Origin of the sequence: Micromonospora sp. NPDC048842 (genome assembly GCF_040649935.1) — a bacterium.
GTDB lineage: Bacteria > Actinomycetota > Actinomycetes > Mycobacteriales > Micromonosporaceae > Micromonospora > Micromonospora hortensis.
On sequence record NZ_JBEZGK010000033.1, the window covers coordinates 49,121 to 71,030 of the forward strand.

The following is a 21,910-nucleotide window of genomic DNA, read 5'->3' on the forward strand; positions in this document are numbered from 1 at the left end:
CCTGTGCCTGGTTCGAACCCTGTGCCTGGTTCGAACCCTGTGCCTGGCTCGAACGCTGCGCCAGGTTCGAACGCCGTGCCTGGCTCGAACGCTGCGCCAGGTTCGAACGCTGCGCCTGGCTCGAACGCCGCGCCAGGTTCGAACGCTGCGCCTGGTTCGAACCCTGCGCCTGGCTCGAACCCCGTGCCAAGTTCGAGCGCAGCGCCTGGCTACAGCGCTGGGCCCGGCTCGACCGCTGGGTCCGGCTCGACCGCTGGGTCCGGCTCGACCGCTGGGTCCGGCTCGAACGCAGCGCCAAGTGCGAACTCCGCCGGGCCGGGGACTGCGGGGCCCAACGCCCCGATCGCCGCCGGTCCGACGAACGCCTCGCCGACCGCCGCGAACCCGAGCGGCGCTGCCGGCCCGGCTTTGCGCGGCGGTGCCGGTGCGGGTGCGGGTACCGCTGGTCACGGTGCTGGTGGGCAGGGCGCAGCGCCGTCCGCCCCGGCGGCGGACGACGACGGCGGCTGGCCGGAGGCGGCCCGTCCCGGCGGCGGCGCCCTCGCGGCCGAGGCCACTGATGACGAGGACTGGCCGGAGGCCGCTCGACCTGGCGGCGCGTTGGCCGGAAACGAGTCGAGCCCTCACTCCGCAGCGGTGTCGAGCGGCGCGACCGGCAGCACCGGGAACGGGAACGCCGGGAACGGCAGCGGCACCAACGGCAGCGGCACCAACGGCAGCGGCACCAACGGCAGCGGCACCAACGGCGGTGGCGCTAACGGCACCGGGCCAGGCGGTTCGGGAGGTTCCGGGTCAGCGGCCGGTGGCGGTAAGCCGGGCGGGCGGGGTAACCCGACACCGGCGGCCCGGCAGCCGGCGGCAGCCGGTGGTGCGCCGGTGAGCAGCGCCATCGCCGCGGCTCGCGCGGCGGCGGCGGGGCGCGGTGCGCGTACCGGAGCGGCAGCCCGGCCCGTCGCGGACGCCGAGTGGGCGGGCGAGCCGCCCTACGACCCGGACTTCGACGGCCCGGCGCGGGCCGGCCGGGCTGGCGGCGCGGCACCGGCGGCGGCCCCGGCCTTGGAGGGGTTCGACCCGGGCGACGAACCGTTGGACGAGATCATCGACGAGAAGACCGCACGGGAGTCCAGCGAGGAACAGGCGGTACGGCTGCTGCGGGAGACCTTCGGCGCCGAGAAGATCAACGAGGTCGACGCCCGCTAACAACCCCGCCACCCCGGCGATCTTGCAGTTTCGGTCGTCGTCTTGCGCCAAATGCCCCTTATGTCGCAGCAGGAAGTGCAAGATCGCGCAGGGGTGGGGTCTCGGCTAGTAGGACGCCCAGGGCGCAGGCCCAGAGGGGGAGGGGTAGGACGGCTACCCGTTCCATGCCGCCTACCCCGATGGCCAGGCCCTGTTGGGCGGCGAACAGTGTTGTTCCGGCCAGCGCGATGAGTCCGGCGGTGAGGGTCAGCCGTCGCCACCGGCCGAGTGTCGTGGTGCGTGGTGCGAAGCCGGCTAGGAGCAGGCTGATGTTGCCAATCCCCATGATCAGGACTGCGCCGAGGACGTGCAGGTTCTCGTCGACGTCGGCCGGATAGAGGGCCACGAGGGCGTATCCGCCGGTGGTCAGCAGCAGGAGTGTCTGGGCTGTGCGCACCACCGGGCCGCGGCCGAGGATCCGCCAGGTCAGCAGGAGCCCGGCGGCGAGCAGTACGGCGGTGGCCAGTGTCGCGGCGTTCATCAGTGGGTGCCACGGTGAGCAGACGTAGCGGGGGCGGGTGGTGTCCCAGACGCCGCAGTGGGCGTTGCCGAGGTCGCTGATGTTGTGGGTGGCCCAGCTGTAGGCCGGATCGCGCCACCGCAGCCCGGTGATCAGGCTGGCGACGAGGAAGATGGGCGCGGCCGCGAGCCAGCACAGTGCGCCGACCCGGCTGGTGCGGTTGAGGTTCATGCCACGAGCAGACCAGTGTGACGGCTATGGCCGCACTACCAGCAGATGGCCGATTCGGGGTAGGGGTAGCCGTACCCGAAGGCTCGGCGTGGGCGGACGCACCGGGCGGGGCGAGGTCGGTCCCAGCGGATAGGCTGAGCGGCGGTCGAGCAGACGAGTGCGAGAAGGAGCCATCCCGTGCGCCCAGGTGGACAGCCGAACATGCAGCAGATGCTGAAGCAGGCGCAGAAGATGCAGCAGCAGATCGCCGCCGCCCAGGCCGAGCTGGCCGAGGCCGAGCTGACCGGCACCGCCGGCGGCGGGTTGGTCACCGCGACGGTCTCCGGCTCCGGTGAGCTCAAGGCCATCAAGATCGACCCGAAGGCCGTCGACGCGGATGACGTCGAAACGCTGGAGGACCTGGTGGTCGCGGCAGTGCACAACGCCGCCGAGGCGGCCCGGGAGCTGACCGAGCGCAAGATGGGCCCGGTCGCCGGCGGCATGGGCGGCCTCGGCCTGCCCGGTTTCTGAGCCGGCAGATGTACGAAGGTGCCATCCAGGATCTGATCGACGAGCTGGGTCGGCTGCCGGGCGTGGGTCCGAAGAGCGCTCAGCGGATCGCGTTCCACGTCCTCTCGGCGGATCCGGCCGACGTCAACCGGCTGGCCGGCGCGCTGCGCAAGGTCAAGGAGCTGGTGCGGTTCTGCACCACCTGCTACAACGTGGCCGAGTCCGAGCAGTGCCGGATCTGCCGCGACCAGCGTCGTACCGACGAGGTGCTGTGCGTGGTCGAGGAGCCCAAGGACGTGGTGGCCATCGAGCGGACGGGTGAGTTCCGCGGTCGCTACCACGTGCTGGGTGGCGCGATCAACCCGCTGGAGGGGATCGGCCCGGACAACCTCCGCATCCGGGAGCTGATGATCCGGCTCGGTGGCGGCGGGGTGCGGGAGTTGATCCTGGCCACGGATCCGAACACCGAGGGCGAGGCGACCGCCACGTACCTGGCGTTGATGGTGAAGCCGATGGGCATCTCGGTGACCCGGCTGGCCAGTGGGCTGCCCGTCGGCGGCGATCTGGAGTACGCCGACGAGATCACCCTTGGTCGGGCCTTCGAGGGGCGCCGCGCGGTCTGATCCCCCTGACGTACGGCCGGTGGCCGGCACCCGTGTGGGTGCCGGCCACCGCTGCGTCTCTGCCCGGAAATGATCTGACACCTGTGCCCTCATCGGGGCTGTTCGACGTAACAGTTTGGCATCGCGGGTGCTGATTGATCGGTTTTTGCCGCTGTTTACCTAAGAATCGAATGTCAAGCGGCGGTTGAGGCACGATCCGATACCAACCGTCCACTCAGCGGTTTCCGGGTGGACGCATCGGGAGCTATGGTCACCGCCATCGGTGACCCCTGTCACCACGTTGTCCGTACCCCCAAGGACGAGGTGAAGCACACATGCGTGCACCCAGGCCGAAGGCCGCGATCGCGGCCATCGCGGTCGCGGCCCTCGCGGTAGCAGGCTGCGCCGAGAGCAACCGCGACGACAAATCCGGCGGTAGCAAGAAGGACACCCTCGTCTTCGGCGTCGCCGGAGACCCGAAGGTGCTCGACCCGAGCTTCGCCAGCGACGGTGAGTCGCTGCGCGTCGCGCGTCAGGTCTTCGAGACCCTGGTCCGACCGGAGGAGGGTGGCACGAAGGTCACCCCCGGTCTGGCCGAGTCCTGGACCCCGGACGCCGCCGGCACCACCTGGACCTTCAAGCTCCGCTCGGGCGTGAAGTTCCACGACGGCACCGACTTCAACGCCGAGGCCGTCTGCGTCAACTTCAACCGCTGGTTCAACGCCAAGGGCCTCATGCAGAGCCCGGACGTGACCGCGTACTGGCAGGACGTCATGGGCGGCTTCGCCAAGAACGAGAACGCGGATCTTCCGCCGAGTCTCTTCAAGTCCTGCGCCGCCAAGGACGCCACCACTGTGGACCTGTCCTTCACCCGGGTCTCCAGCAAGATCCCGGCCGCGCTGATGCTCCCCTCGTTCTCCATCCACAGCCCGAAGGCGCTGCAGGAGTTCGACGCGAGCAACGTCGCGGGCACCGCCGAGGACATCAAGTACCCGTCGTACGCGACGGAGCACCCGACCGGCACCGGCCCGTTCAAGTTCAAGACCTGGGACGTGGCGAACAAGACGCTGACCCTGGAGCGCAACGAGGACTACTCGGGCGCCAAGGCCAAGCTGAAGACCCTCATCTTCAAGACGATCTCGGATGAGAACGCCCGCAAGCAGGCGCTGCGCTCCGGTGACATCCAGGGCTACGACCTGGTTGGCCCGGCCGACGTCGAGCCGCTGAAGAGCGAGGGCTTCAACATGCTCACGCGCCCGGCGTTCAACGTGCTCTACCTGGCGATGAACCAGAAGGGCAACCCGAAGCTCGCCGACATCCGCGTCCGGCAGGCCATCGCGTACGCCCTGAACCGTCAGCAGCTGGTCACCTCCAAGCTGCCGCCGGGTGCCAAGGTCGCCGACAACTTCATGCCGGACACCGTCGAGGGCTGGAACGGTGACGTCACCAAGTACACCTACGACCCGGCCAAGGCGAAGGCGCTGCTGGCCGAGGCCGGCGCGTCGAACCTGACGCTGAAGTTCCACTATCCGACCGAGGTCACCCGGCCGTACATGCCGAACCCGAAGGACATCTTCGAGTTGCTCTCGGCGGACCTGAAGGCCGTTGGCATCACCGTCGAGGCGATCCCGCTGAAGTGGAGCCCGGACTACCTGAACGCCACCACCTCGGGTAGCAAGCACGACATCCACTTCCTGGGCTGGACCGGTGACTACGGCGACGCCTACAACTTCATCGGCACCTTCTTCGACCGGCCGAAGGACGAGTGGGGCTTCAACAACAAGGCCCTGTTCGACCAGTTCAAGGACGCGGACGGCACCGCCGACATCGCGGCCCGGACCGAGAAGTACAAGGCCCTGAACAAGTCCGTGATGGAATTCCTGCCCGGTGTGCCGATCTCGCACTCGCCGCCGGCGATCGTGTTCGGCAAGGACGTGACCGGCGTCAAGGCGAGCCCGCTCACCGACGAGCGGTACGCGACCGCCGAGTTCAAGTAAGTCCTGATCTGACGCAGCAAGGAACGCGGGCGGGCGCTGTCGCACAGCGCCCGCCCGCAACCCTCCGCACCCCTTCGAGGCCGCCGTGTTCCGGTTCATCGTCAGGCGCCTGCTTCAGCTGATACCCACGCTGTTCGGGCTCTCCCTCCTGCTCTTCATCTGGCTCCGCCGACTCCCCGGTGGCCCCGAGACCGCCATCCTCGGCGAGCGCGGCACACCCGAGATGCGGGCCGCGATCCGCCGCAACATGGGGCTCGACGAGCCCATCCTGGTGCAGTACGGCCGTTTCGTACGGCGGATGATCAAGCTCGACCTGGGCACCTCGACCTCCACCAAGCGGGCGGTCACCACGGAGTTCATCGAGCGCTTCCCCGGCACCGTCGAGCTGACCATCACCGCGATGATCATCGCGATCGGCGTCGGTATCCCGCTGGGCTACCTGGCCGCCCGTCGTCGCGGCCGTTTCCTGGACCACGCGTCAGTGGGCGGCTCGCTGATCGGCATCTGCATCCCGGTCTTCTTCCTGGGCTACGTGCTCAAAGCGATCTTCTCGGAGAACCTGCACTGGTTCCCGTCCAGCGGCCGGCAGGACCCGACACTCGGGGCGACCCGGGTCACCAACTTCTTCGTCCTCGACGGGTTGATGACCCGTGAGTGGGACGCCGCCGCCGACGCCCTCTGGCATCTGGTGTTGCCCAGCATCGCGCTGGCCAGCATCCCGCTGGCGATCATCGTCCGGATCACCCGGGCGAGCGTGCTGGAGGTGCTGAACGAGGACTTCGTACGGACCGCCGAGGCGAAGGGCCTGACCGAGCAGACGGTTCGTCGCCGGCACGTCCTGCGCAACGCCATGCTGCCGGTCGCCACCTCGATCGGTCTGCTCGCGGGCGGCCTGCTTTCCGGCGCGGTGCTGACCGAGACCGTCTTCGCCTTCAGCGGCATCGGAGCGTTCGTCGCCGAGGCCATCGGCCAACGCGACTATCCGGTGCTGATGGGCTTCATCCTGATCATCGCGGTGGTGTACGTGCTGGTGAACCTCCTGGTCGATCTCTCCTACAGCTTCATCGACCCGAGGGTGAGGGTGCGATGACACTCAGCCCAGGCAAGAAGCGCGAAAAGATCGACAGGCTCTCCGAGCTGGCCGCCCGCGACGACGAGCGGGGCGTCAGCCTCTGGCAGGAGGCGTTCCGCCGGCTGCGGGGTAACCCCGCCGCGATCGTCGGCGCTGTCATCCTGGCGCTCTTCGTGCTGGTCGCTGTGGTCGGCCCGTTCCTCGTGCCGTACGCGGCGACGGACACGATCGGTATCCGGGAAGGGCTGATCAAGCCGGGTGTCATTCCCGGCCCGACCGGCGACCACTGGTTCGGTTACGACCACCAGGGCCGCGACGAGTTCAGCCGGATGATCGTGGGCGCCCGCCAGACCCTGCTGGTCGGCGTGGTCTCCACCCTGATCGGTCTGGCGGTCGGCGCGCTGATCGGTGGCGTCTCCGGCGCCGCGGCCGGCCTCGGTGGCCGGTGGGGGCGGTGGATCGACACCACCCTGATGCGCTTCATCGACATGCTGCTGGCGATGCCGAGCCTGCTGCTGGCGGTGAGCATCGCCGCCCTGCTCGGGGCCAGCCTGACCACTGTGATGATCGCGGTCGGCGTGGTCTCGGTGCCGGTGTTCGCCCGGCTGCTGCGCGGCTCGATGATCTCCCAGGCCAACAGCGACTACGTGCTGGCGGCGACCTCGCTCGGCGTCAAGAAGTCGAAGATCGCGCTGACGCACGTGGTGCCGAACTCGCTCGCCCCGGTGATCGTGCAGGCCACGCTGACCCTGGCCACCGCGATCATCGAGGCCGCGGCGCTCTCCTTCCTCGGCCTCGGCAACCCGGACACCGCCGTACCGGAGTGGGGGGTCATGCTCGCCGACGCGCAGCAGTACCTCGGCATCCGGCCGTCACTGGCGATCTACCCGGCCGTCGCGATCATCATCACCGCGCTCGGCTTCACCCTGCTGGGTGAGGCGATGCGCGAGGCCCTCGACCCGAAACTGCGGAAGTAGGCCCGCAATGGCACTGCTCGAAGTTGAAGATCTCTCCGTCACGTTCGCCCGCCGTGGTCAGCGGGCCGTGCACGCCGTCGACGGGGTGTCCTTCTCGGTCGACGCCGGTGAGGTGGTCGGCCTGGTCGGTGAGTCCGGCTGCGGCAAGAGCGTCACCTCGCTCGCGATCATGGGCCTGTTGCCCAAGCAGCCCGGCCTGCGGGTCGGCGGCAAGGCCGTCTTCGACGGCACCGACCTGCTCCAGCTCGACGACCGGTCGCGCCGGGACATCCGGGGTCGGGACATCGCGATGATCTTCCAGGACCCGCTCTCCTCGTTGAACCCGGTGATCCCGATCGGGTTGCAGGTGACCGAGGTGCTCACCCGGCACCGAGGGATGAAGGGCGAGGCCGCCGCGAAGGAGGCCGCGGCGCTGCTGGACCGGGTCGGCATTCCCGACCCGAAGCGGCGGCTCAAGGAGTACCCGCACCAGCTCTCCGGTGGGATGCGCCAGCGCGCGCTCATCGCCATGGCGGTGGCCTGCCAGCCACGGCTGCTGATCGCCGACGAGCCGACCACCGCGCTGGACGTCACCATCCAGGCCCAGATCCTCGAGCTGCTCAAGGAACTGGTCCGGGACTCCGGCACCGCACTGTTGATGATCACGCACGATCTGGGCGTGGTGGCTGGCATGTGCGACACCGTCAACGTGCTCTACGGCGGCCGGGTGGTGGAGACGGCCCGCCGTCGTCCGCTGTTCCGCCAGCCGCGTCACCCGTACACGGTCGGTCTGCTCGGCTCGGTGCCGCGCCTGGACGCCGGGCGGGGCGAGAAGCTCAACCCGATCCCCGGTTCGGTCCGCGACCTGCTGCCCTGGCCGGACGGATGCGCCTTCGCCCCACGCTGCGCCCGCCGGGTCGACGAGTGTGTGGGTGAGCCGCCGGAGCTGGTGCACGCGCACGACGGACGGAGCTACCGGTGCGTCAACCCGGAGCCGCTGCCGGGCATGGTGCCCGCCCCGCGCGAGGAGGAACAAGCGTGAGTGACGACGACATCCTCGTCGAGGTGCGCGACCTGAAGGTGCACTTCCCGATCAAACGGGGGGTGCTCTTCGACCGGGTGGTCGGCCAGGTGAAGGCCGTCGACGGTGTCGACCTGAGCATCGCGCGCGGCAAGACCTACGGCCTGGTGGGTGAGTCCGGCTGCGGCAAGTCCACGTTGGGTCGGGCGCTGCTCCAGCTCACCCCGCCGACAGCAGGCGAGGTCAGCTTCGACGGCGTCGAGCTGACGACGCTGCCGTCCGGCAAGCTGCGCAGCATGCGTCGCCGGATGCAGATGATCTTCCAGGACCCGATGTCCAGCCTCGATCCCCGGCAGAACGTCGAGTCGATCCTGACCGAGGGCCTCCAGACCCACGGGATCGGCACCGACCGGACCGACCGTCGGCGGATCATCGGCGAGACCCTGGACGCGGTCGGGCTGCCGCGCTGGGCGCTGTCGCGCTACCCGCACGAGTTCTCCGGCGGGCAGCGGCAGCGCATCGGCATCGCCCGCGCGCTGGTGCTCGGGCCGGAGCTGATCGTCGCCGACGAGCCGGTCTCGGCGCTCGACGTGTCGATCCAGGCCCAGGTGGTCAACCTGCTGGACGAACTCCAGGACAGTCTGGGGCTTACCTATCTGGTGATCGCGCACGATCTCGCTGTGGTCCGGCACATCTCCGACACCGTCGGCGTCATGTACCTGGGCGCGCTGGTCGAGGAGGCGCCGAGCGACAGGCTCTACACCGAGCCGCTGCACCCGTACACCCGGGCGCTGATGTCGGCGGTGCCGGTGCCGGATCCGGACGTGGAGGACCGCCGGGAGCGGATCCTGCTCGCCGGTGACCTGCCGTCGCCGGCCAACCCGCCGTCCGGCTGCCGCTTCCACACCCGCTGCCCATGGGCGCAGCCCACCCGGTGCGCCGACGAGCGACCGGTGCTGCGGGACATCGGCGCCAGCCGGGTGGCCTGCCACTTTGCCGAGCAGATCGCCAGCGGCGAGCTGCGCCCGCACGGGGTCAGCGCGCAGATCGTCCGACCCGAGGGCGAGGGGGACGCGCCGGGCGTGGTCTCCGCGCCCACCGAGCCGGGCTCGTACGTCTGAGACTGGACGCGGTGCCGGCGCTCGTCAGCCCTCGGGGCGGTTCAGCAGCCCCACCGCGACGCCGTGCACCGCGTCCAGCCCAGCCGGGTCGGCCAGCGTGACCGACGTGCCGGTAACCGCGTACCACTCGTCCGCGTCCTTGTACTGCACCCGCACCGTGACAGTGCCGTCCGCGTACTCGGTGCGCAGCGTCAGGTCGCCGGTGACGACACCGACCTCGTCGGTCATCACGCCGCCGGGGCCGGGCACGATGTCGGTGGTGCGGGCCTGCGGGCCGGCTGCCCCGCCCGAGTCCGCGACCATGCCGGCACCCGGCACGGCGGCGGGGCTCTCGGCGGTGCCGTCAGCTGTCATGCCGGCGGCGGACGGGCCGCTCTCCCCGGCGGCGGTCACGAGTCACTCCCCACTTAACAGCCCTCCAACATGTCGGTCAGGGCGGCCTTCTCGGCGCTGGTCACCGTCAGCTTCCAGTAGTGCTTGACCGTCACCCAGTCCTGGGCGTATTTGCACCAGTAAGACCGGTTCGCCGGTTTCCACTGGGACGGGTCCTGGTCACCCTTTGCCCGGTTCGACGAGGCGGAAACCGCGAAGAGCTGCGGACGGGTGGTGTCGTTGGCGAAATCGCCGCGCTTCGCGTTGTCCCACTCGTCGGCACCCGAGCGCCAGGCGTTGGCCAACGGCACCATGTGGTCGATGTCCACGTCGGAGGGATCCGAGAAGCTACGACCGTCGTACACGCTCTCCCAGCGCCCACCGACCACGTTGCAGCCGGAGAGCTTCACGTCCTTGCCGTCGCGCTGGAGGATGCTGTCCCGGATATCGCAGTTCTTGCCGGTGTCCCGCCAGTGCGGAAATCGCTCCCGGCTGTAGCCCTTCATCGAGCCGGCGGTAGCGACGGTGAGCTGGCTCAGCTGCTCAGCGGCGTTGCCGCCGTCGCTCGACGGCGGTGTGGTCGGCTCATCCTGCGGGACGCAACCGGCCACGCCGAGCGCCAGCGCCGCGGTAAGCGCGGCCACCGCCGCTCGCGGTCCTGATCTGGTACGCACAGACGACACCTCTCCAGCTTGGGGGCTCCCGGCGATTGCGCACAGTACCCGGGCACGGTTTCGGCGTTTCGTGGCGTCTCCCACATGATGCAAGGCACATTGGTGGGATGACCGCACCCGTACCGGCGACCGCCCTCCGGATGGGCACCACCGCCGGCCGGGGCACGCTGCTCGCCGCCGTACTCGCCTCTGGAATGGTCTTCCTCGACAGCACCGTCGTCAACGTGGCGCTGCCGAAGCTCGGGCAGGATCTCGGCGCGAACGTCGCCGATCTTCAGTGGACCATCAACGGCTATCTGCTGATGCTGGCGGCGTTCGTGCTGCTCGGTGGCGCGCTCGGCGACCGCTTCGGCCGGCGACGCATCTTCCTCATCGGCGTGGTCTGGTTCACCGCCGCCTCCGTGCTCTGCGGGCTGGCCCAGGACACCAGCATGCTGATCGCGGCCCGGTTCCTCCAGGGCGCCGGTGGCGCGCTGCTCACGCCCGGGTCGCTGTCGGTGCTCCAGGCGAGCTTCCATCCCGACGACCGGGGTCGGGCGATCGGTGCCTGGGCCGGGCTGTCCGGGGTGTCCACAGCGCTGGGCCCGTTCATCGGGGGCTGGCTGATCGACTCGCTCTCCTGGCGCTGGATCTTCTTCCTCAACCTGCCGATCGCCGTGCTGGTGCTGCTGGCCGCCCTGCGCTGGGTGCCGGAGAGCCGGGACGAGAGCGCCTCCCGCACCGAGGGACGGGGTCGGGCCCGACGTCGGTTCGACGTTGCCGGCGCTCTGCTCGGAGCGCTCGCGCTCGCCGGCGTCACCTACGCCCTGATCGACGCGCCGGCCCGCGGGTTCGACTCCGCCGAGGTGCTGATCGCCGCAGTGATCGGGGTGCTCTCCGCGGTGGCCTTCGTCCTGCTGGAACGGCGGCGTGGCGACGCGGCGATGCTGCCCACCGGGCTGTTCGGCAGCCGACTCTTCTCGGTGCTGAACATCTTCACGGTCGTCGTCTACGCGGCGCTCGGCGGCTTCACCTTCTTCTTCGCCGTCTACCTGCAGAACGTGGTCGGCTGGTCGGCCTTCCGCACCGGCATCGCGTTGCTGCCGATGACCCTGCTGCTGCTGGTCGGCTCCGCGCGCGCCGGTGCGCTGTCCGCCCGGATCGGCCCACGGCTGCCGCTGGCCATCGGACCGGTGGTCGCCGCGGTCGGCCTGCTGCTGCTGCGCGGCGTCGGACCGGGCGCGTCGTACTGGCGGGACGTGCTGCCCGGGGTGCTGCTCTTCGGCATCGGGTTGACCCTGGTGGTGGCACCGCTGACCGCGTCGGTGCTGGCCGCCGTGCAGGACCGGTTCTCCGGGGTGGCCAGCGGGTTCAACAACGCCGCCTCCCGCGCCGGCGGACTGCTCGCGGTGGCTGCGCTGCCGCTGCTGGTCGGGCTCTCCGGCGGCGGGTACGAGCAGAAGGCCGAACTGACCGACGCGTTCCGGGGCGCGATGGAGTGGTGTGCGGGGTTGCTCGTGGCCGGCGCGCTGCTGGCCCTCGTGCTGGTCCGCCGACCGCCCCGGGAAGCCCCGCCGTCCCAGCCCTGCCACTCACTGCCCGCCGCGACACCGCCGGCCCAGCCGAAGTGAAGGGAGAGGTTATTCGGCCGCGTGCGGTGCCCGATGCGGCCCGGCGGGGAGCAGCCCTTGCAGGACCACCTCTGCCAGGGATCGTGCCCAGCACTCAACTTCCTCTGCGGTCGGGTTTACCGGCCCGCCGAGACGTTGGGTCATCGGGCTGTGAGTCAGTGCCAGGGCGGGACCACTGACTGCGGTGAACAGCACGGCCAGCGGTATCCGCGGCACCCGTCCGGCGTCCATGAGTCGTTCCGCGACAGGCCACAGTCGGGCCAGGAACTGGCTGGTGTAATTGCTGAAGATGTAATCCAGCCGACCCGAGTCTGCGGCCGACTCCTCCGACATTATCCGGTTCGCCTGAGGGCTTTTCGCGGCGAACGAATAGAACTCGACGACGGCTCTCCTGAAGACCTCACCGTCGTCCAGGTCGGCCTCGAAGACCGTGTTGATCTCTCTTGCCATGCCTTCCATGGCGAAGTCGATCACCACGCGCCAGAAGTTCTCCTTCGACCCGAAACGGTCGTTGATGAAGTTGTGGCTGACGCCGAGACGTTTAGCGAGTTCGCGAACCGAGGCACCGCGATAGCCCATTTCCGCGAAAGCGTCGAGCCCGCGTTGCAGGATTTCGGAGTCGGTCAGGACAACCTGGGGCTCTCGCGTGCGGGCCGGTCGTCCAGGCAGTTGACTCCGCTGATCCCCGGACACGCGCCACGCTCCAATCCCCGGTAGGGGGCTCGACCATCTTCATCCGAGATGTCGCCCCTGGTTCAGCGTACGGGAGTGGCCGAACCTCCCCGATGTCCCCGCTCGGCTCACGGCGCAACAGGGACGCCGGGCGTGACGCGTCTCTCGCTTGACACGTGTCAGACAGGACGTAATCTGACAGGTGTCAGACGGTTGGCGAGGGGCCTTCCCGCCACCCCTGACGGTGACCTGCCCCAGCTGGAGCGGTCCTTGACGGAACGCTGCTGCCGCTACGCAACCCGTAAGGAATGTGTGAATGAGCCTCCCCATGCAGGCCTCGACCTCGGAAGATCCGCGCTACACGAAAAGCGGTGCCATCTACGTACCGGCCGGTGAGGGCATCACCAAGTGGGTGGCCGGCGACGTGTACACCATGAAGGCCACCGCAAAGACGACCAACGGTTCACTCGGGCTCGTCGAAGCCTCCGTGCCGCCTGGCGGTGGGCCGGTCGCGCACGTACACAACAGCGGCGACGAGGCGTTCTACCTACTCTCCGGTGAGCTTGAGTTTCTTGACGGAGATCGCACCTACACGGCCCAGTCGGGCGACTTCCTCTTCGTGCCGCGAGGCATCCGCCACCGTTTCACGAACAAGAGCCTCCACACCGCAAAGCTGCTCTTCATGTTCACCCCAGGCGGCTTGGAGGCGTCCTTCGTCGAGGGTGGCGACGACCCGCAGCCCGGCGTGCCGGTCCCGCCCTGGGACATGGCGCGCTTCGGACTGATGAAGGAAGTAGTGGACCGGCTCGACCTGGACACGGACATCCTTCCGGAGATGCCGTGACACGCAGCACCGTCGAAGCTCCGCCGCAGGTGATCCGGGTCTCCTGACCGGCAGCGGGCGGACCGGATAGGAGGCGGTCCGCCGTGCGGACCGCCTCCGTCTTGTCAGCTCCGGGCGCGGTTGACGGCGCTGGTGACCGCCTTGATCGACGCGGTGACGATGTTGGCGTCGGTGCCGACACCCCAGACCGTCCTGCCGTCCACCTCACACTCCACGTACGCGGCGGCCTGCGCGTCACCACCGGAGGAGAGCGCGTGCTCGTGGTAGTCGAGCACCCGTACGCCCACCCCGACCGACTGGAGCGCGTTGACGTACGCGTCGATCGGGCCGTTGCCGACCGCGGCGAGCGAGCGCTGCTCGCCGCCCACACCGACCTGGGCCTCGATCTCGACCTTGCCGTCCACAGTGCCGATCGTGTAGCCGGCCAGCCGGACCGCCGGGTCGGGCTGGTGGTCGAGCAGGTAGTGCGTCGCGAAGATCTCCCACATGGCGGCCGGGTCGACCTCGCCGCCGTCGTGATCGGTGACCTGCTGCACCACCCCGGAGAACTCGATCTGGAGCCGGCGCGGCAGATCCAGTTGGTGCTCGCTCTTCATGATGTACGCGACGCCGCCCTTGCCGGACTGCGAGTTGACCCGGATGACCGCCTCGTAGGTGCGGCCCAGGTCCTTCGGGTCGATCGGCAGGTACGGCACCGCCCAGGTGTGCTCGTCCATCGGTACGCCAGCCGCCTTCGCGTCGGCGGCGAGGGCGTCGAAGCCCTTCTTGATCGCGTCCTGGTGGGAGCCGGAGAAGGCGGTGTAGACCAGGTCGCCCGCGTACGGGTGGCGCTCGTGCACCGGCAGTTGGTTGCAGTACTCGACGGCTCGCCGGATCTCGTCGATGTTCGAGAAGTCGATCATCGGGTCGATGCCCTGGGAGAAGATGTTGAGCCCCAGGGTCACCAGGTCGACGTTGCCGGTGCGCTCACCGTTGCCGAACAGGCAGCCCTCGATGCGGTCCGCGCCGGCGAGCAGGCCCAGCTCGGCGGCGGCCACGCCGGTGCCCCGGTCGTTGTGCGGGTGCAGGCTCAGCACCACGCTGTCCCGGCGCGGCAGGTGCCTGTGCATCCACTCGATCGAGTCGGCGTACACGTTGGGGGTGGCCATCTCGACGGTGGCCGGCAGGTTGATGATCAGCGGACGGTCCGGGGTCGGGTCGATCACGTCGATCACCCGGGAGCAGACCTCCAGCGCGTACTCCAGCTCGGTGCCCGTGTACGACTCCGGCGAGTACTCGTAGAAGATCTCCGTGTCCGGGGTGTGGATCTCGGCGTACTTCTGGCAGAGCCGCGCCCCGGTGGTGGCGATGTCGGCGATGCCGTCCCGATCCAGGCCGAAGACCACCCGCCGCTGGAGGGTGGAGGTCGAGTTGTAGAAGTGCACGATGGCCCGCTTCGCGCCGCGCAGCGACTCGAACGTCCGGTCGATCAGGTGCTCCCGGCACTGCGTGAGCACCTGGATGGTGACGTCGTCCGGGATCATGTCGTCGTCGATGAGCTGCCGGACGAAGTCGAAGTCGGTCTGGCTGGCCGACGGGAAGCCGACCTCGATCTCCTTGTAGCCCATCTGGACCAGCAGCTGGAACATCCGGCGCTTGCGCTCGGGCGACATCGGGTCGATCAGGGCCTGGTTGCCGTCGCGGAGATCCACAGCACACCAGCGGGGGGCGGCCTCGACGGTGCGGGTGGGCCAGGTGCGGTCGGGCAGTTCGACCCGGAACTGCTCCCGGTACGGCTGGTAGCGGTGGTACGGCATCCGGCTCGGGCGTTGCCGGGCGATCGGATCGGTTTCGGCGTCGGTGACAGGTTGAGCCATCTCAGAGTGCTCCCTGGAACATGTGGCGTCAGCAGATCGGAAGGTGTCGGCGAGATGCCGGGCGACGGTGCGCGGCGGTGCCGAGAAGAAACTCGGATGTGCTGGACGGCGCGATGCGACTCCGCGACGAGGTGCCGGCCGGTCAGGCCTCGTCGCGGCGGCTAAGGAGGAGCAGCGCCTGCCACATGACCAGGTCACCCTACGTGATGGAACCGGGGGTGGAAAGACAGGTCCGGACTATGGGACCGGGGTCATGGCCGGCTTCGCGGCCTCGGCGCCCAGCCTCGGCGTCCGTTGCGTCCAGGCCACTGCGGGCACGATCGCCACCGCTACCAGCACGAAGATCGCTGCCGTCGGTAACCAACCCCACCCGCCGGTGGTCACCCCGAGCGCTGTCAGCCCAGCCGGCGCGATCAGGTACTGGACCTGCACGCCGAGTCCGAGCGCCCCCACGTACGCACCGCGCTGATCGGCCGGCGGCAGGGTGGCGGTGAGCCCCCAGGTGCCCGCCGACTCGATCAGCTCGGCCAGGATCAGCAGCAACGCGGCGGCCACCAGCACCACCACTGTGAGCGCGCCCCGAGTGACGCCGGAAATCGGCAGGACCAGGCAGAACAGGGCGATCAACAGTCCACCCCGACGGGAGGCCCGGGCCGCGCCCGCCGCGGTGTCCGCGCCCCGGCTGACGCGTACCTGGAGCAGCACGATCAGGATCGTGTTGAGCAGCACCAGCCCGGCGATCACCGTCTTGGGGGCGTCGGTGTGGGTGAGGATCCACAGCGGCAGGACCGTCAGGTAGAGCACCCCGTGCGCGGTGAGCAGCCCGGACAGCACTGAAACCGCCATGAACGGCCGGTCCCGGAGCACGGCGAGCCGACTCATCGGCTCCGCCGGTCGGGCCACCTGCGGCAGCCGGGGCAGTCGCCGCACGAAGAGGGCCGTCACCAGGAAGACCGTCGAGATGAACCAGACCATCCCCCGGTACGCCGTGATCGTGTCCACCGCCAGCACCAGGCCGCTGATCACCGCGCCGAGCCCGAAGCCGACGTTCAGCGACGAGCGCTGGTACGCCATCGCCGTGACCCGTTCGGCCGGCGGGAGCGCGTTGATCGAGTAGACCTGCCGGGCCACGCCGACAGCGGCGTCCACCGCGGCCAGCGCCACCACCACGGCGAGGAACCCAGCGAAGTTGCCCACGAACGGGTAGGTAGCGAACAGCGCCGCGTTCAGCCCCAGCCCCACCACCCAGACCCGCTGCGGCCCGTACCGGTCGGTGAGCCCACCCAGCGGCACCGTGCCCAGCAGCGACACCCCAGCCGCGATGGACAGCCCCAACCCGACCTGGGCGGCGCTGAGCCCGAGCGCCCTGGTGAAGAAGACGGCGCTGCCGGCGTGGAACAGGCCGCTGCCGACGGCGTAGACCATGGCCTGCACGGCCAGGGCGCGGGTCAGCCCGGCCGGCGGTACGACGTCTCGAACGGCGGTGCGGATGGTCTCTCTGGTCCCCATGTTCGGGGAGTGAATCGGGTCCCCATGACCCCGGTCGAGTCTTTTAGGCTGGATCGAATCCTGCTCCAGGGGGGCGTGTGTCCGAGTTGCGGTTCAGCCTGGCCGACGTGGCGGGGGTGCGGCTCGCCGTGTCACCGGCCAACGAGACGGTCATGAGCATGTGGGCGCTGGCCAACCCGGTCCGCTACGCGGTGCACCTGCCCTGGATCGACAGGGCCCGGGTGACGTTGCGTCGTCCCGAGGTGGCCGACCGGGTCCGACCTCTGGTGGGGTTGGCAGTGCCGGGTCGCTGGCTGCCCGACTTCCTCACCCCGGCGGCCCGACCGAACGTGGAGATGGCCGAGCAGCTCGACCAGATCGCCGCGACGCCGCCGGCCGTGGTGGTCCAGGATCTGCTGGCGACCACCTGGCAAAAACCGCTGAGCCCGTTCGGGCGGGCGCTGCTCGCCGACCCCGGCGGGCTTCTGCCGCAGGTCGTCGACGCGGTGCGGGTCTGGTACGACGAGGCGATCGCCCCGGACTGGCAGCGGATGCGGGCGCTGCTCGACGCCGACGTGGCGTACCGGGCCGCCCAGCTCGCCGAGAGCGGCGCCGGGCAGTTCTTCGAGCAGCTCCACCCGAGCCTGCGCTGGCACGGCGACCGGGTGATCAGCGACGACACGTTCGGGCGGGACTTCGACCTCCGCGGTCGTGGGCTGGCGCTGAACCCGACTGTGTTCACCGAGCAGCACGTGCTGTGGAACCTGCTGGAGGATTCGCTGCCGGTCGGCGCGTACCCGGTCCGTGCCGTCGGGACGCTCTGGGAGGCGACCGCGCCGCCGCCCGGCGACCCACTGACACGGGTGATCGGGCCGGGCCGGACCGCGCTGCTGCACCTGCTCGGGACGGCGCTGACCACCACCGACCTGGCCCGACTCACCGGGATGTCCGCCGGAAACGTCTCCCAGCACCTGGCCGCGCTGCACGGCGCCGGCCTGGTGTCGCGGTCCCGCGAGGGTCGGCACGTCCGCTACCGCAACACCGATGCGGCGGCGGTCCTCCTCCGGGCCAGCCGGGGCGGGTGACCCAGGCGCTCGATCAGCGCAGCAGCAGCTCGGCGACCGGGCGGCGGTGCCGCAGGCCGGTCTCCCGGGCGTGCAGGTCGGCCGGGAGGGCGAACGGGTCCCCGAGCCGACCGACGGCGGCGACCACCAACGGGCGGACGCCACCGGGCAGGTCGAGTTCGGTGGTGAGTCCGGCCCGGTCGAACCGGGTGAGCTGGTGCACGTGCAGGCCGAGCGCTGTGGCCTGCACTGTCAGGTGAGCGATCGCCTGCCCCAGGTCGTACGCGGCCCGCTCGGTGTCGAGGCCGGTGTGGGCGCCGACCACCAGTGTCGCGGCGTGCCGGATCCAGATCTGGTCGTCGACCGGGAGGCTGATCAGGATCCGTTTCCAGGTCTCGTCGTCGCGGTGGCCGAGGGCGAACCGCCAGGGCTGCCCGTTCTCCGCCGACGGGGCCCAGCGCGCGGCCTCGAGCAGCGAGGCGGACTCCTCCGGGGTCAGCTCGGCGCTCGGGTCGAAGGCTCGTGGGCTCCAGCGGTAGGCGAGCAGCGGGGTGAGGTCGGCCATACACCGGATCGTCCTGTATGGGTGATTCGCCCCTCAGGATGGGGTGGCCGAATGTGGGCAAGAGCACCCGTAACGGGACGAAGATCAGGGCGTTCCCGCGCCCGGGCTCTCCGACGGGTCCGGGGTCGGCGGCGCCGCGATGTCGAGCGGCTCCCGGTCGATCACCACCGGACCGGCCAGCTGCACGGTGGCCGGCGCCGGGCCGGGTGCGGCGGCCAGCCGGAGCGTCCCGGCCCCGGTCCGGACGCCGGTCGGCGTGCCGTCCTTGTCGTAGCAGTAGATGCCCACATCCAGCGGGGCGTTGAGCGACGCCGAGGTGGAATCCACCGAGTAGCAGGTGCCGGTGAGGCCCTCGGGCGCGTTGGCCGGAGCGACCGCCAACGGCGCGCGTCGGTCGGTGAGGACGTCCAGCCAGTCGGTGAGCAGGTGCTGGACCCGGGGGTCGGACCGGCGCGGGATCGCGTCGTCGCGATCACCCAGGCGGACGCAACTCGCCGACTCGGTGTGACCGGCCGACGGCAGGGCGCACTGGAACAACCCGTCGGCGGTGCTGGCCATCGAGACATCGGCGGTGCCACCCAGGGCGCCCCCCGGCACGTCCACCCGCCAGCTCCCGTCATTCGCGCTGGTGAACACGATGGTGCGATCCGGTTGGCCCGCCTGGCCGTAGACATATTGGGCCACCAGGTGACGGTCCTGAGCCGCCGCGGCCAGCGCCGCCAGCTCGTCCCGTGCGGCGTCCACCTCGACCGGCCCCGGGTCGGCGGGCGGCGGAGTCGGAGGCTGCTCACTGGTGCAGGCGACCAGGAGGGCTGGCAGGGCGAGGACGAGCGGCCCGAGCACACGGCCGGCCGAGCGGATGAGGACGGGCACCGGCCCATTCTGGTGGGTGCGGGCGGTTGGCGGGTGCCGGCGCGTACCCGGCTCGTCCCGGCGTGTCGGGTGGGGTGTCCCGGCGTACCCGTTCGGCCTGGTGGGACCGGTCCGGCCGGTCCCGGCCGGGCCGGATGGTGGGATCACCTGACCCGGCTTCGTTATCCGCCGGATACCCTCATGGGGTCTGACACGCGCCGCCGGCCCCGGTTCCGGCGGCGTCGGCACGCTCAGGGTCGCTGGGAGGGAGTGCACCGTCGTGGCACTCGTGGTGCAGAAGTACGGCGGGTCCTCCGTCGCCAACGCCGAGCGGATCAAGCGGGTGGCCGAGCGCATCGTCGCCGCCCGCAAGGCCGGCGACGACGTGGTGGTGGTGGTCTCCGCGATGGGCGACACCACCGACGAGCTACTCGACCTGGCCAACCAGGTCAGCCCGCTGCCGCCGGGCCGCGAGCTGGACATGCTGCTCACCGCCGGGGAGCGGATCTCCATGGCCCTGCTGGCCATGGCCATCCACAACCTGGGGTACGAAGCCCGCTCGTTCACCGGTTCGCAGGCCGGCGTGATCACCACCTCGGTGCACGGCCGCGCCCGGATCATCGACGTCACCCCCGGGCGGCTCAAGGGCGCGCTCGACGAGGGCTCGGTGGTCATCGTGGCCGGCTTCCAGGGCGTCTCGCAGGACACCAAGGACGTCACCACGCTGGGCCGCGGTGGTTCGGACACCACCGCCGTGGCGCTCGCCGCAGCCCTGCACGCCGACGTCTGCGAGATCTACACCGACGTGGACGGCATCTTCACCGCCGACCCACGGATCGTGCCCAACGCCCGACACATCCAGCACATCACCTACGAGGAGATGTTGGAGCTGGCCGCGTGCGGCGCGAAGGTGCTGCACCTGCGTAGCGTGGAGTACGCCCGGCGGGCGGGGTTGCCGATCCACGTCCGTTCGTCATACTCGACCAACACCGGCACGATGGTCACCGGATCGATGGAGGACCTTTCCGTGGAGCAGGCACTGATCACCGGGGTCGCGCACGACCGCAGCGAGGCCAAGATCACGATCGTCGGGGTGCCCGACGAGCCGGGTGCCGCCGCGCGGATCTTCGACACCGTCGCCGGCGCCGAGATCAACATCGACATGATCGTGCAGAACGTCTCCACCGAGGGCACCGGCCGGACGGACATCTCGTTCACCCTGCCCAAGGCCGACGGCCCCACCGCGATGGCGGCGCTCAGCAAGATCCAGGAGCCGGTGAAGTTCAAGGGCCTGCTCTACGACGACCACGTCGGCAAGGTCTCGCTGATCGGCGCGGGCATGCGCTCGCACCCCGGGGTGGCGGCCGGCTTCTTCGCCGCGCTCGGCGCTGCCGGGGTCAACATCGAGATGATCTCCACCTCCGAGATCCGGGTCTCCGTGGTCTGCCGGGACACCGACCTCGACGCCGCCGTCCGCGCCATCCACGACGCGTTCGAGCTTGGCGGCGACACCGAAGCCGTGGTCTACGCGGGGACGGGTAGGTAGCGCCGATGACGGCGCTGCCCACCCTCGCCGTGGTCGGAGCGACAGGTGCCGTCGGCACCGTCATGTGTGAGCTGCTCACCGGGCGGCGCAACGTCTGGGGTGAGATCCGGCTGCTCGCCTCCGAGCGCTCCGTCGGGCGCCGGGTGCGCTGCCGGGGCGAGGAACTCGTCGTCCAGGCGCTGACCCCCGAGGCGTTCGACGGGGTCCAGGTGGCCATGTTCGACGTGCCCGACGAGGTCTCCGCCGAGTGGGCGCCGATCGCCGTCGCCCGGGGCGCGATCGCTGTCGACAACTCCGGCGCGTTCCGGATGGACCGCGACGTCCCGCTGGTCGTTCCGGAGATCAACCCCGAGCAGGTCCGCAACCGGCCCAGGGGCATCATCGCCAACGCCAACTGCACCACCCTCGCGATGATCGTCGCCGTCGCGCCGCTGCATCGCGAGTACGGCCTACGAGAGTTGGTGCTCGCCTCGTACCAGGCGGTCTCCGGAGCCGGTCAGTCCGGCGTCGACATCCTGCACGACCAGCTCACCAAGGTTGCCGGCGATCGGGCGCTCGGCTCACGCACCGGCGACGTACGCCAGGCGGTCGGCGACGACCTGGGGCCGTTCCCGGCACCCATGGCGCTCAACGTGGTCCCCTGGGCCGGCTCCCCAGCGGACAGCGGCTGGTCATCGGAAGAGATGAAGATCCGCAACGAGTCGCGGAAGATCCTCGGCCTCCCCGACCTCAAGGTCTCCGCCACCTGCGTCCGGGTGCCGGTGGTCACCGCCCACTCGGTCGCGGTGCACGCGGTCTTCGCCACCGAGGTCGACGCCGAGGGCGCCCGCGAGGCACTGCGCAACGCGCCCGGGGTGATCCTGGTCGACGACCCCGCGGCCGGGGAGTTTCCGATGCCGATCGACGCCGTCGGCACCGACCCGTCCTGGGTCGGCCGGATCCGCCGCGCCCTGGACGACCCCCGCGCCCTCGACTTCTTCGTCACCGGCGACAACCTCCGCAAGGGCGCGGCCCTCAACACCGCCCAGATCGCCGAACTCCTGGCCAAAGAACTCCGCACCCCCTAACCCGCCCCGCGCCCCGCGCCCCGCGCCCCGCGCCCCGCGCCCCGCGCCCCGCGCCCCGCGCTCCCGCGCTCCCGCGCTCCCGCGCTCCCGCGCTCCCGCGCTCCCGCGCTCC

20 protein-coding genes and 1 pseudogene are annotated in these 21,910 nt (G+C 70.2%); 13 read left to right on the plus strand and 8 right to left on the minus strand.

The features are described 5' to 3' along the window. Positions 1 to 1,200: pseudogene (locus AB0C19_RS30465) on the plus strand (DNA polymerase III subunit gamma and tau); the annotation flags it as partial. 58 nt (positions 1,201 to 1,258) lie between these two features. Here AB0C19_RS30465 and AB0C19_RS30470 read toward each other — a convergent pair. Beyond that, positions 1,259 to 1,930, minus strand: a complete 672-nt coding sequence (locus AB0C19_RS30470) for a DUF998 domain-containing protein (protein ID WP_357190869.1) — start codon at positions 1,928 to 1,930, stop codon at positions 1,259 to 1,261. A 201-nt stretch (positions 1,931 to 2,131) separates the two neighbouring features. On the opposite strand from AB0C19_RS30470, the gene AB0C19_RS30475 reads away from it, so the two are divergent. The 7 genes from AB0C19_RS30475 (at position 2,132) to AB0C19_RS30505 (ending at position 9,188) form a co-directional block, all read left to right on the plus strand. Continuing rightward, entirely contained in the window at positions 2,132 to 2,440 is a 309-nt protein-coding gene (locus AB0C19_RS30475; RefSeq protein ID WP_030489880.1) for a YbaB/EbfC family nucleoid-associated protein, read from the plus strand. A gap of 8 nt (positions 2,441 to 2,448) precedes the next feature. Beyond that, entirely contained in the window at positions 2,449 to 3,042 is a 594-nt protein-coding gene (gene recR / locus AB0C19_RS30480; protein WP_091403417.1) for a recombination mediator RecR, read from the plus strand. Positions 3,043 to 3,356: 314 nt separating this feature from the next. Next, on the plus strand, positions 3,357 to 5,018 hold the full coding sequence (locus tag AB0C19_RS30485) for an ABC transporter substrate-binding protein (RefSeq protein WP_357190872.1): 1,662 nt from the start codon (positions 3,357 to 3,359) through the stop codon (positions 5,016 to 5,018). A gap of 85 nt (positions 5,019 to 5,103) precedes the next feature. Then, the gene (locus tag AB0C19_RS30490; RefSeq protein WP_124776655.1) at positions 5,104 to 6,108 is read left to right on the plus strand and encodes an ABC transporter permease; all 1,005 of its coding nucleotides are present in this window, start codon (positions 5,104 to 5,106) and stop codon (positions 6,106 to 6,108) included. Beyond that, positions 6,105 to 7,067, plus strand: coding sequence for an ABC transporter permease (locus tag AB0C19_RS30495; protein ID WP_238690386.1), 963 nt, complete (start codon positions 6,105 to 6,107; stop codon positions 7,065 to 7,067). The genes AB0C19_RS30490 and AB0C19_RS30495 overlap by 4 nt, the downstream gene beginning before the upstream one ends. 7 nt (positions 7,068 to 7,074) lie before the next feature. Then, a complete protein-coding gene (locus tag AB0C19_RS30500; protein WP_357190874.1) occupies positions 7,075 to 8,088 on the plus strand; it encodes an ABC transporter ATP-binding protein in 1,014 nt (337 codons plus the stop codon). After that, positions 8,085 to 9,188 (plus strand): oligopeptide/dipeptide ABC transporter ATP-binding protein, encoded by a 1,104-nt coding sequence (locus tag AB0C19_RS30505; RefSeq protein WP_357190876.1) that lies wholly within the window; start codon positions 8,085 to 8,087, stop codon positions 9,186 to 9,188. The genes AB0C19_RS30500 and AB0C19_RS30505 overlap by 4 nt, the downstream gene beginning before the upstream one ends. Before the next feature lie 24 nt (positions 9,189 to 9,212). Here the strand turns inward: AB0C19_RS30505 and AB0C19_RS30510 are convergent, their stop codons facing one another. Both AB0C19_RS30510 and AB0C19_RS30515 read right to left on the minus strand, forming a co-directional pair. Next, positions 9,213 to 9,581: a hypothetical protein gene (locus AB0C19_RS30510; RefSeq protein ID WP_357190878.1), complete on the minus strand. Its 369-nt coding sequence runs from the start codon at positions 9,579 to 9,581 to the stop codon at positions 9,213 to 9,215. A 14-nt stretch (positions 9,582 to 9,595) separates the two neighbouring features. Continuing rightward, the gene (locus tag AB0C19_RS30515) at positions 9,596 to 10,234 is read right to left on the minus strand and encodes an HNH endonuclease family protein (RefSeq protein WP_357190880.1); all 639 of its coding nucleotides are present in this window, start codon (positions 10,232 to 10,234) and stop codon (positions 9,596 to 9,598) included. Between the two features lie 107 nt (positions 10,235 to 10,341). Between AB0C19_RS30515 and AB0C19_RS30520 the strand changes: the two genes are divergently transcribed. Next, a complete protein-coding gene (locus tag AB0C19_RS30520) occupies positions 10,342 to 11,844 on the plus strand; it encodes an MFS transporter (protein ID WP_357190882.1) in 1,503 nt (500 codons plus the stop codon). 9 nt (positions 11,845 to 11,853) lie between these two features. Here the strand turns inward: AB0C19_RS30520 and AB0C19_RS30525 are convergent, their stop codons facing one another. Further along, positions 11,854 to 12,537, minus strand: a complete 684-nt coding sequence (locus AB0C19_RS30525; RefSeq protein ID WP_357190885.1) for a TetR/AcrR family transcriptional regulator — start codon at positions 12,535 to 12,537, stop codon at positions 11,854 to 11,856. Between the two features lie 295 nt (positions 12,538 to 12,832). On the opposite strand from AB0C19_RS30525, the gene AB0C19_RS30530 reads away from it, so the two are divergent. Further along, positions 12,833 to 13,360, plus strand: a complete 528-nt coding sequence (locus AB0C19_RS30530) for a cupin domain-containing protein (RefSeq protein WP_357190887.1) — start codon at positions 12,833 to 12,835, stop codon at positions 13,358 to 13,360. A gap of 104 nt (positions 13,361 to 13,464) precedes the next feature. Here AB0C19_RS30530 and leuA read toward each other — a convergent pair whose 3' ends face one another. Both leuA and AB0C19_RS30540 read right to left on the minus strand, forming a co-directional pair. Then, positions 13,465 to 15,216 (minus strand): 2-isopropylmalate synthase, encoded by a 1,752-nt coding sequence (gene leuA, locus AB0C19_RS30535; protein ID WP_357190889.1) that lies wholly within the window; start codon positions 15,214 to 15,216, stop codon positions 13,465 to 13,467. Between the two features lie 237 nt (positions 15,217 to 15,453). Next, entirely contained in the window at positions 15,454 to 16,725 is a 1,272-nt protein-coding gene (locus AB0C19_RS30540) for an MFS transporter (RefSeq protein ID WP_357190891.1), read from the minus strand. A gap of 77 nt (positions 16,726 to 16,802) precedes the next feature. Here AB0C19_RS30540 and AB0C19_RS30545 point away from each other — a divergent pair, with 77 nt between their 5' ends. Then, a complete protein-coding gene (locus AB0C19_RS30545; RefSeq protein ID WP_357190893.1) occupies positions 16,803 to 17,789 on the plus strand; it encodes a DUF5937 family protein in 987 nt (328 codons plus the stop codon). 13 nt (positions 17,790 to 17,802) lie between these two features. On the opposite strand, the gene AB0C19_RS30550 is transcribed toward AB0C19_RS30545, so the two are convergent. After that, complete coding sequence (locus AB0C19_RS30550) at positions 17,803 to 18,333, minus strand: nitroreductase family protein (RefSeq protein WP_238684831.1); 531 nt, start codon at positions 18,331 to 18,333, stop codon at positions 17,803 to 17,805. An 84-nt stretch (positions 18,334 to 18,417) separates the two neighbouring features. After that, positions 18,418 to 19,206 (minus strand): hypothetical protein, encoded by a 789-nt coding sequence (locus AB0C19_RS30555; protein ID WP_238684830.1) that lies wholly within the window; start codon positions 19,204 to 19,206, stop codon positions 18,418 to 18,420. A 259-nt stretch (positions 19,207 to 19,465) separates the two neighbouring features. Between AB0C19_RS30555 and AB0C19_RS30560 the strand changes: the two genes are divergently transcribed. Together AB0C19_RS30560 and AB0C19_RS30565 are read left to right on the plus strand one after the other, a co-directional pair. Continuing rightward, entirely contained in the window at positions 19,466 to 20,731 is a 1,266-nt protein-coding gene (locus AB0C19_RS30560) for an aspartate kinase (RefSeq protein ID WP_030489892.1), read from the plus strand. A 5-nt stretch (positions 20,732 to 20,736) separates the two neighbouring features. Continuing rightward, positions 20,737 to 21,798, plus strand: a complete 1,062-nt coding sequence (locus tag AB0C19_RS30565) for an aspartate-semialdehyde dehydrogenase (protein ID WP_091403390.1) — start codon at positions 20,737 to 20,739, stop codon at positions 21,796 to 21,798. Positions 21,799 to 21,910 lie beyond the last annotated feature (112 nt).

Coding starts and splice junctions, on each gene's coding strand:
- AB0C19_RS30470 (WP_357190869.1), bottom strand. CDS start 1,930: ATGAACCTCAACCGCACCAGCCGGGTCGGCGCACTGTGCTGGCTCGCG.
- AB0C19_RS30475 (WP_030489880.1), top strand. CDS start 2,132: ATGCAGCAGATGCTGAAGCAGGCGCAGAAGATGCAGCAGCAGATCGCC.
- recR (WP_091403417.1), top strand. CDS start 2,449: ATGTACGAAGGTGCCATCCAGGATCTGATCGACGAGCTGGGTCGGCTG.
- AB0C19_RS30485 (WP_357190872.1), top strand. CDS start 3,357: ATGCGTGCACCCAGGCCGAAGGCCGCGATCGCGGCCATCGCGGTCGCG.
- AB0C19_RS30495 (WP_238690386.1), top strand. CDS start 6,105: ATGACACTCAGCCCAGGCAAGAAGCGCGAAAAGATCGACAGGCTCTCC.
- AB0C19_RS30500 (WP_357190874.1), top strand. CDS start 7,075: ATGGCACTGCTCGAAGTTGAAGATCTCTCCGTCACGTTCGCCCGCCGT.
- AB0C19_RS30520 (WP_357190882.1), top strand. CDS start 10,342: ATGACCGCACCCGTACCGGCGACCGCCCTCCGGATGGGCACCACCGCC.
- AB0C19_RS30530 (WP_357190887.1), top strand. CDS start 12,833: ATGAGCCTCCCCATGCAGGCCTCGACCTCGGAAGATCCGCGCTACACG.
- leuA (WP_357190889.1), bottom strand. CDS start 15,216: ATGGCTCAACCTGTCACCGACGCCGAAACCGATCCGATCGCCCGGCAA.
- AB0C19_RS30540 (WP_357190891.1), bottom strand. CDS start 16,725: ATGGGGACCAGAGAGACCATCCGCACCGCCGTTCGAGACGTCGTACCG.
- AB0C19_RS30550 (WP_238684831.1), bottom strand. CDS start 18,333: ATGGCCGACCTCACCCCGCTGCTCGCCTACCGCTGGAGCCCACGAGCC.
- AB0C19_RS30565 (WP_091403390.1), top strand. CDS start 20,737: ATGACGGCGCTGCCCACCCTCGCCGTGGTCGGAGCGACAGGTGCCGTC.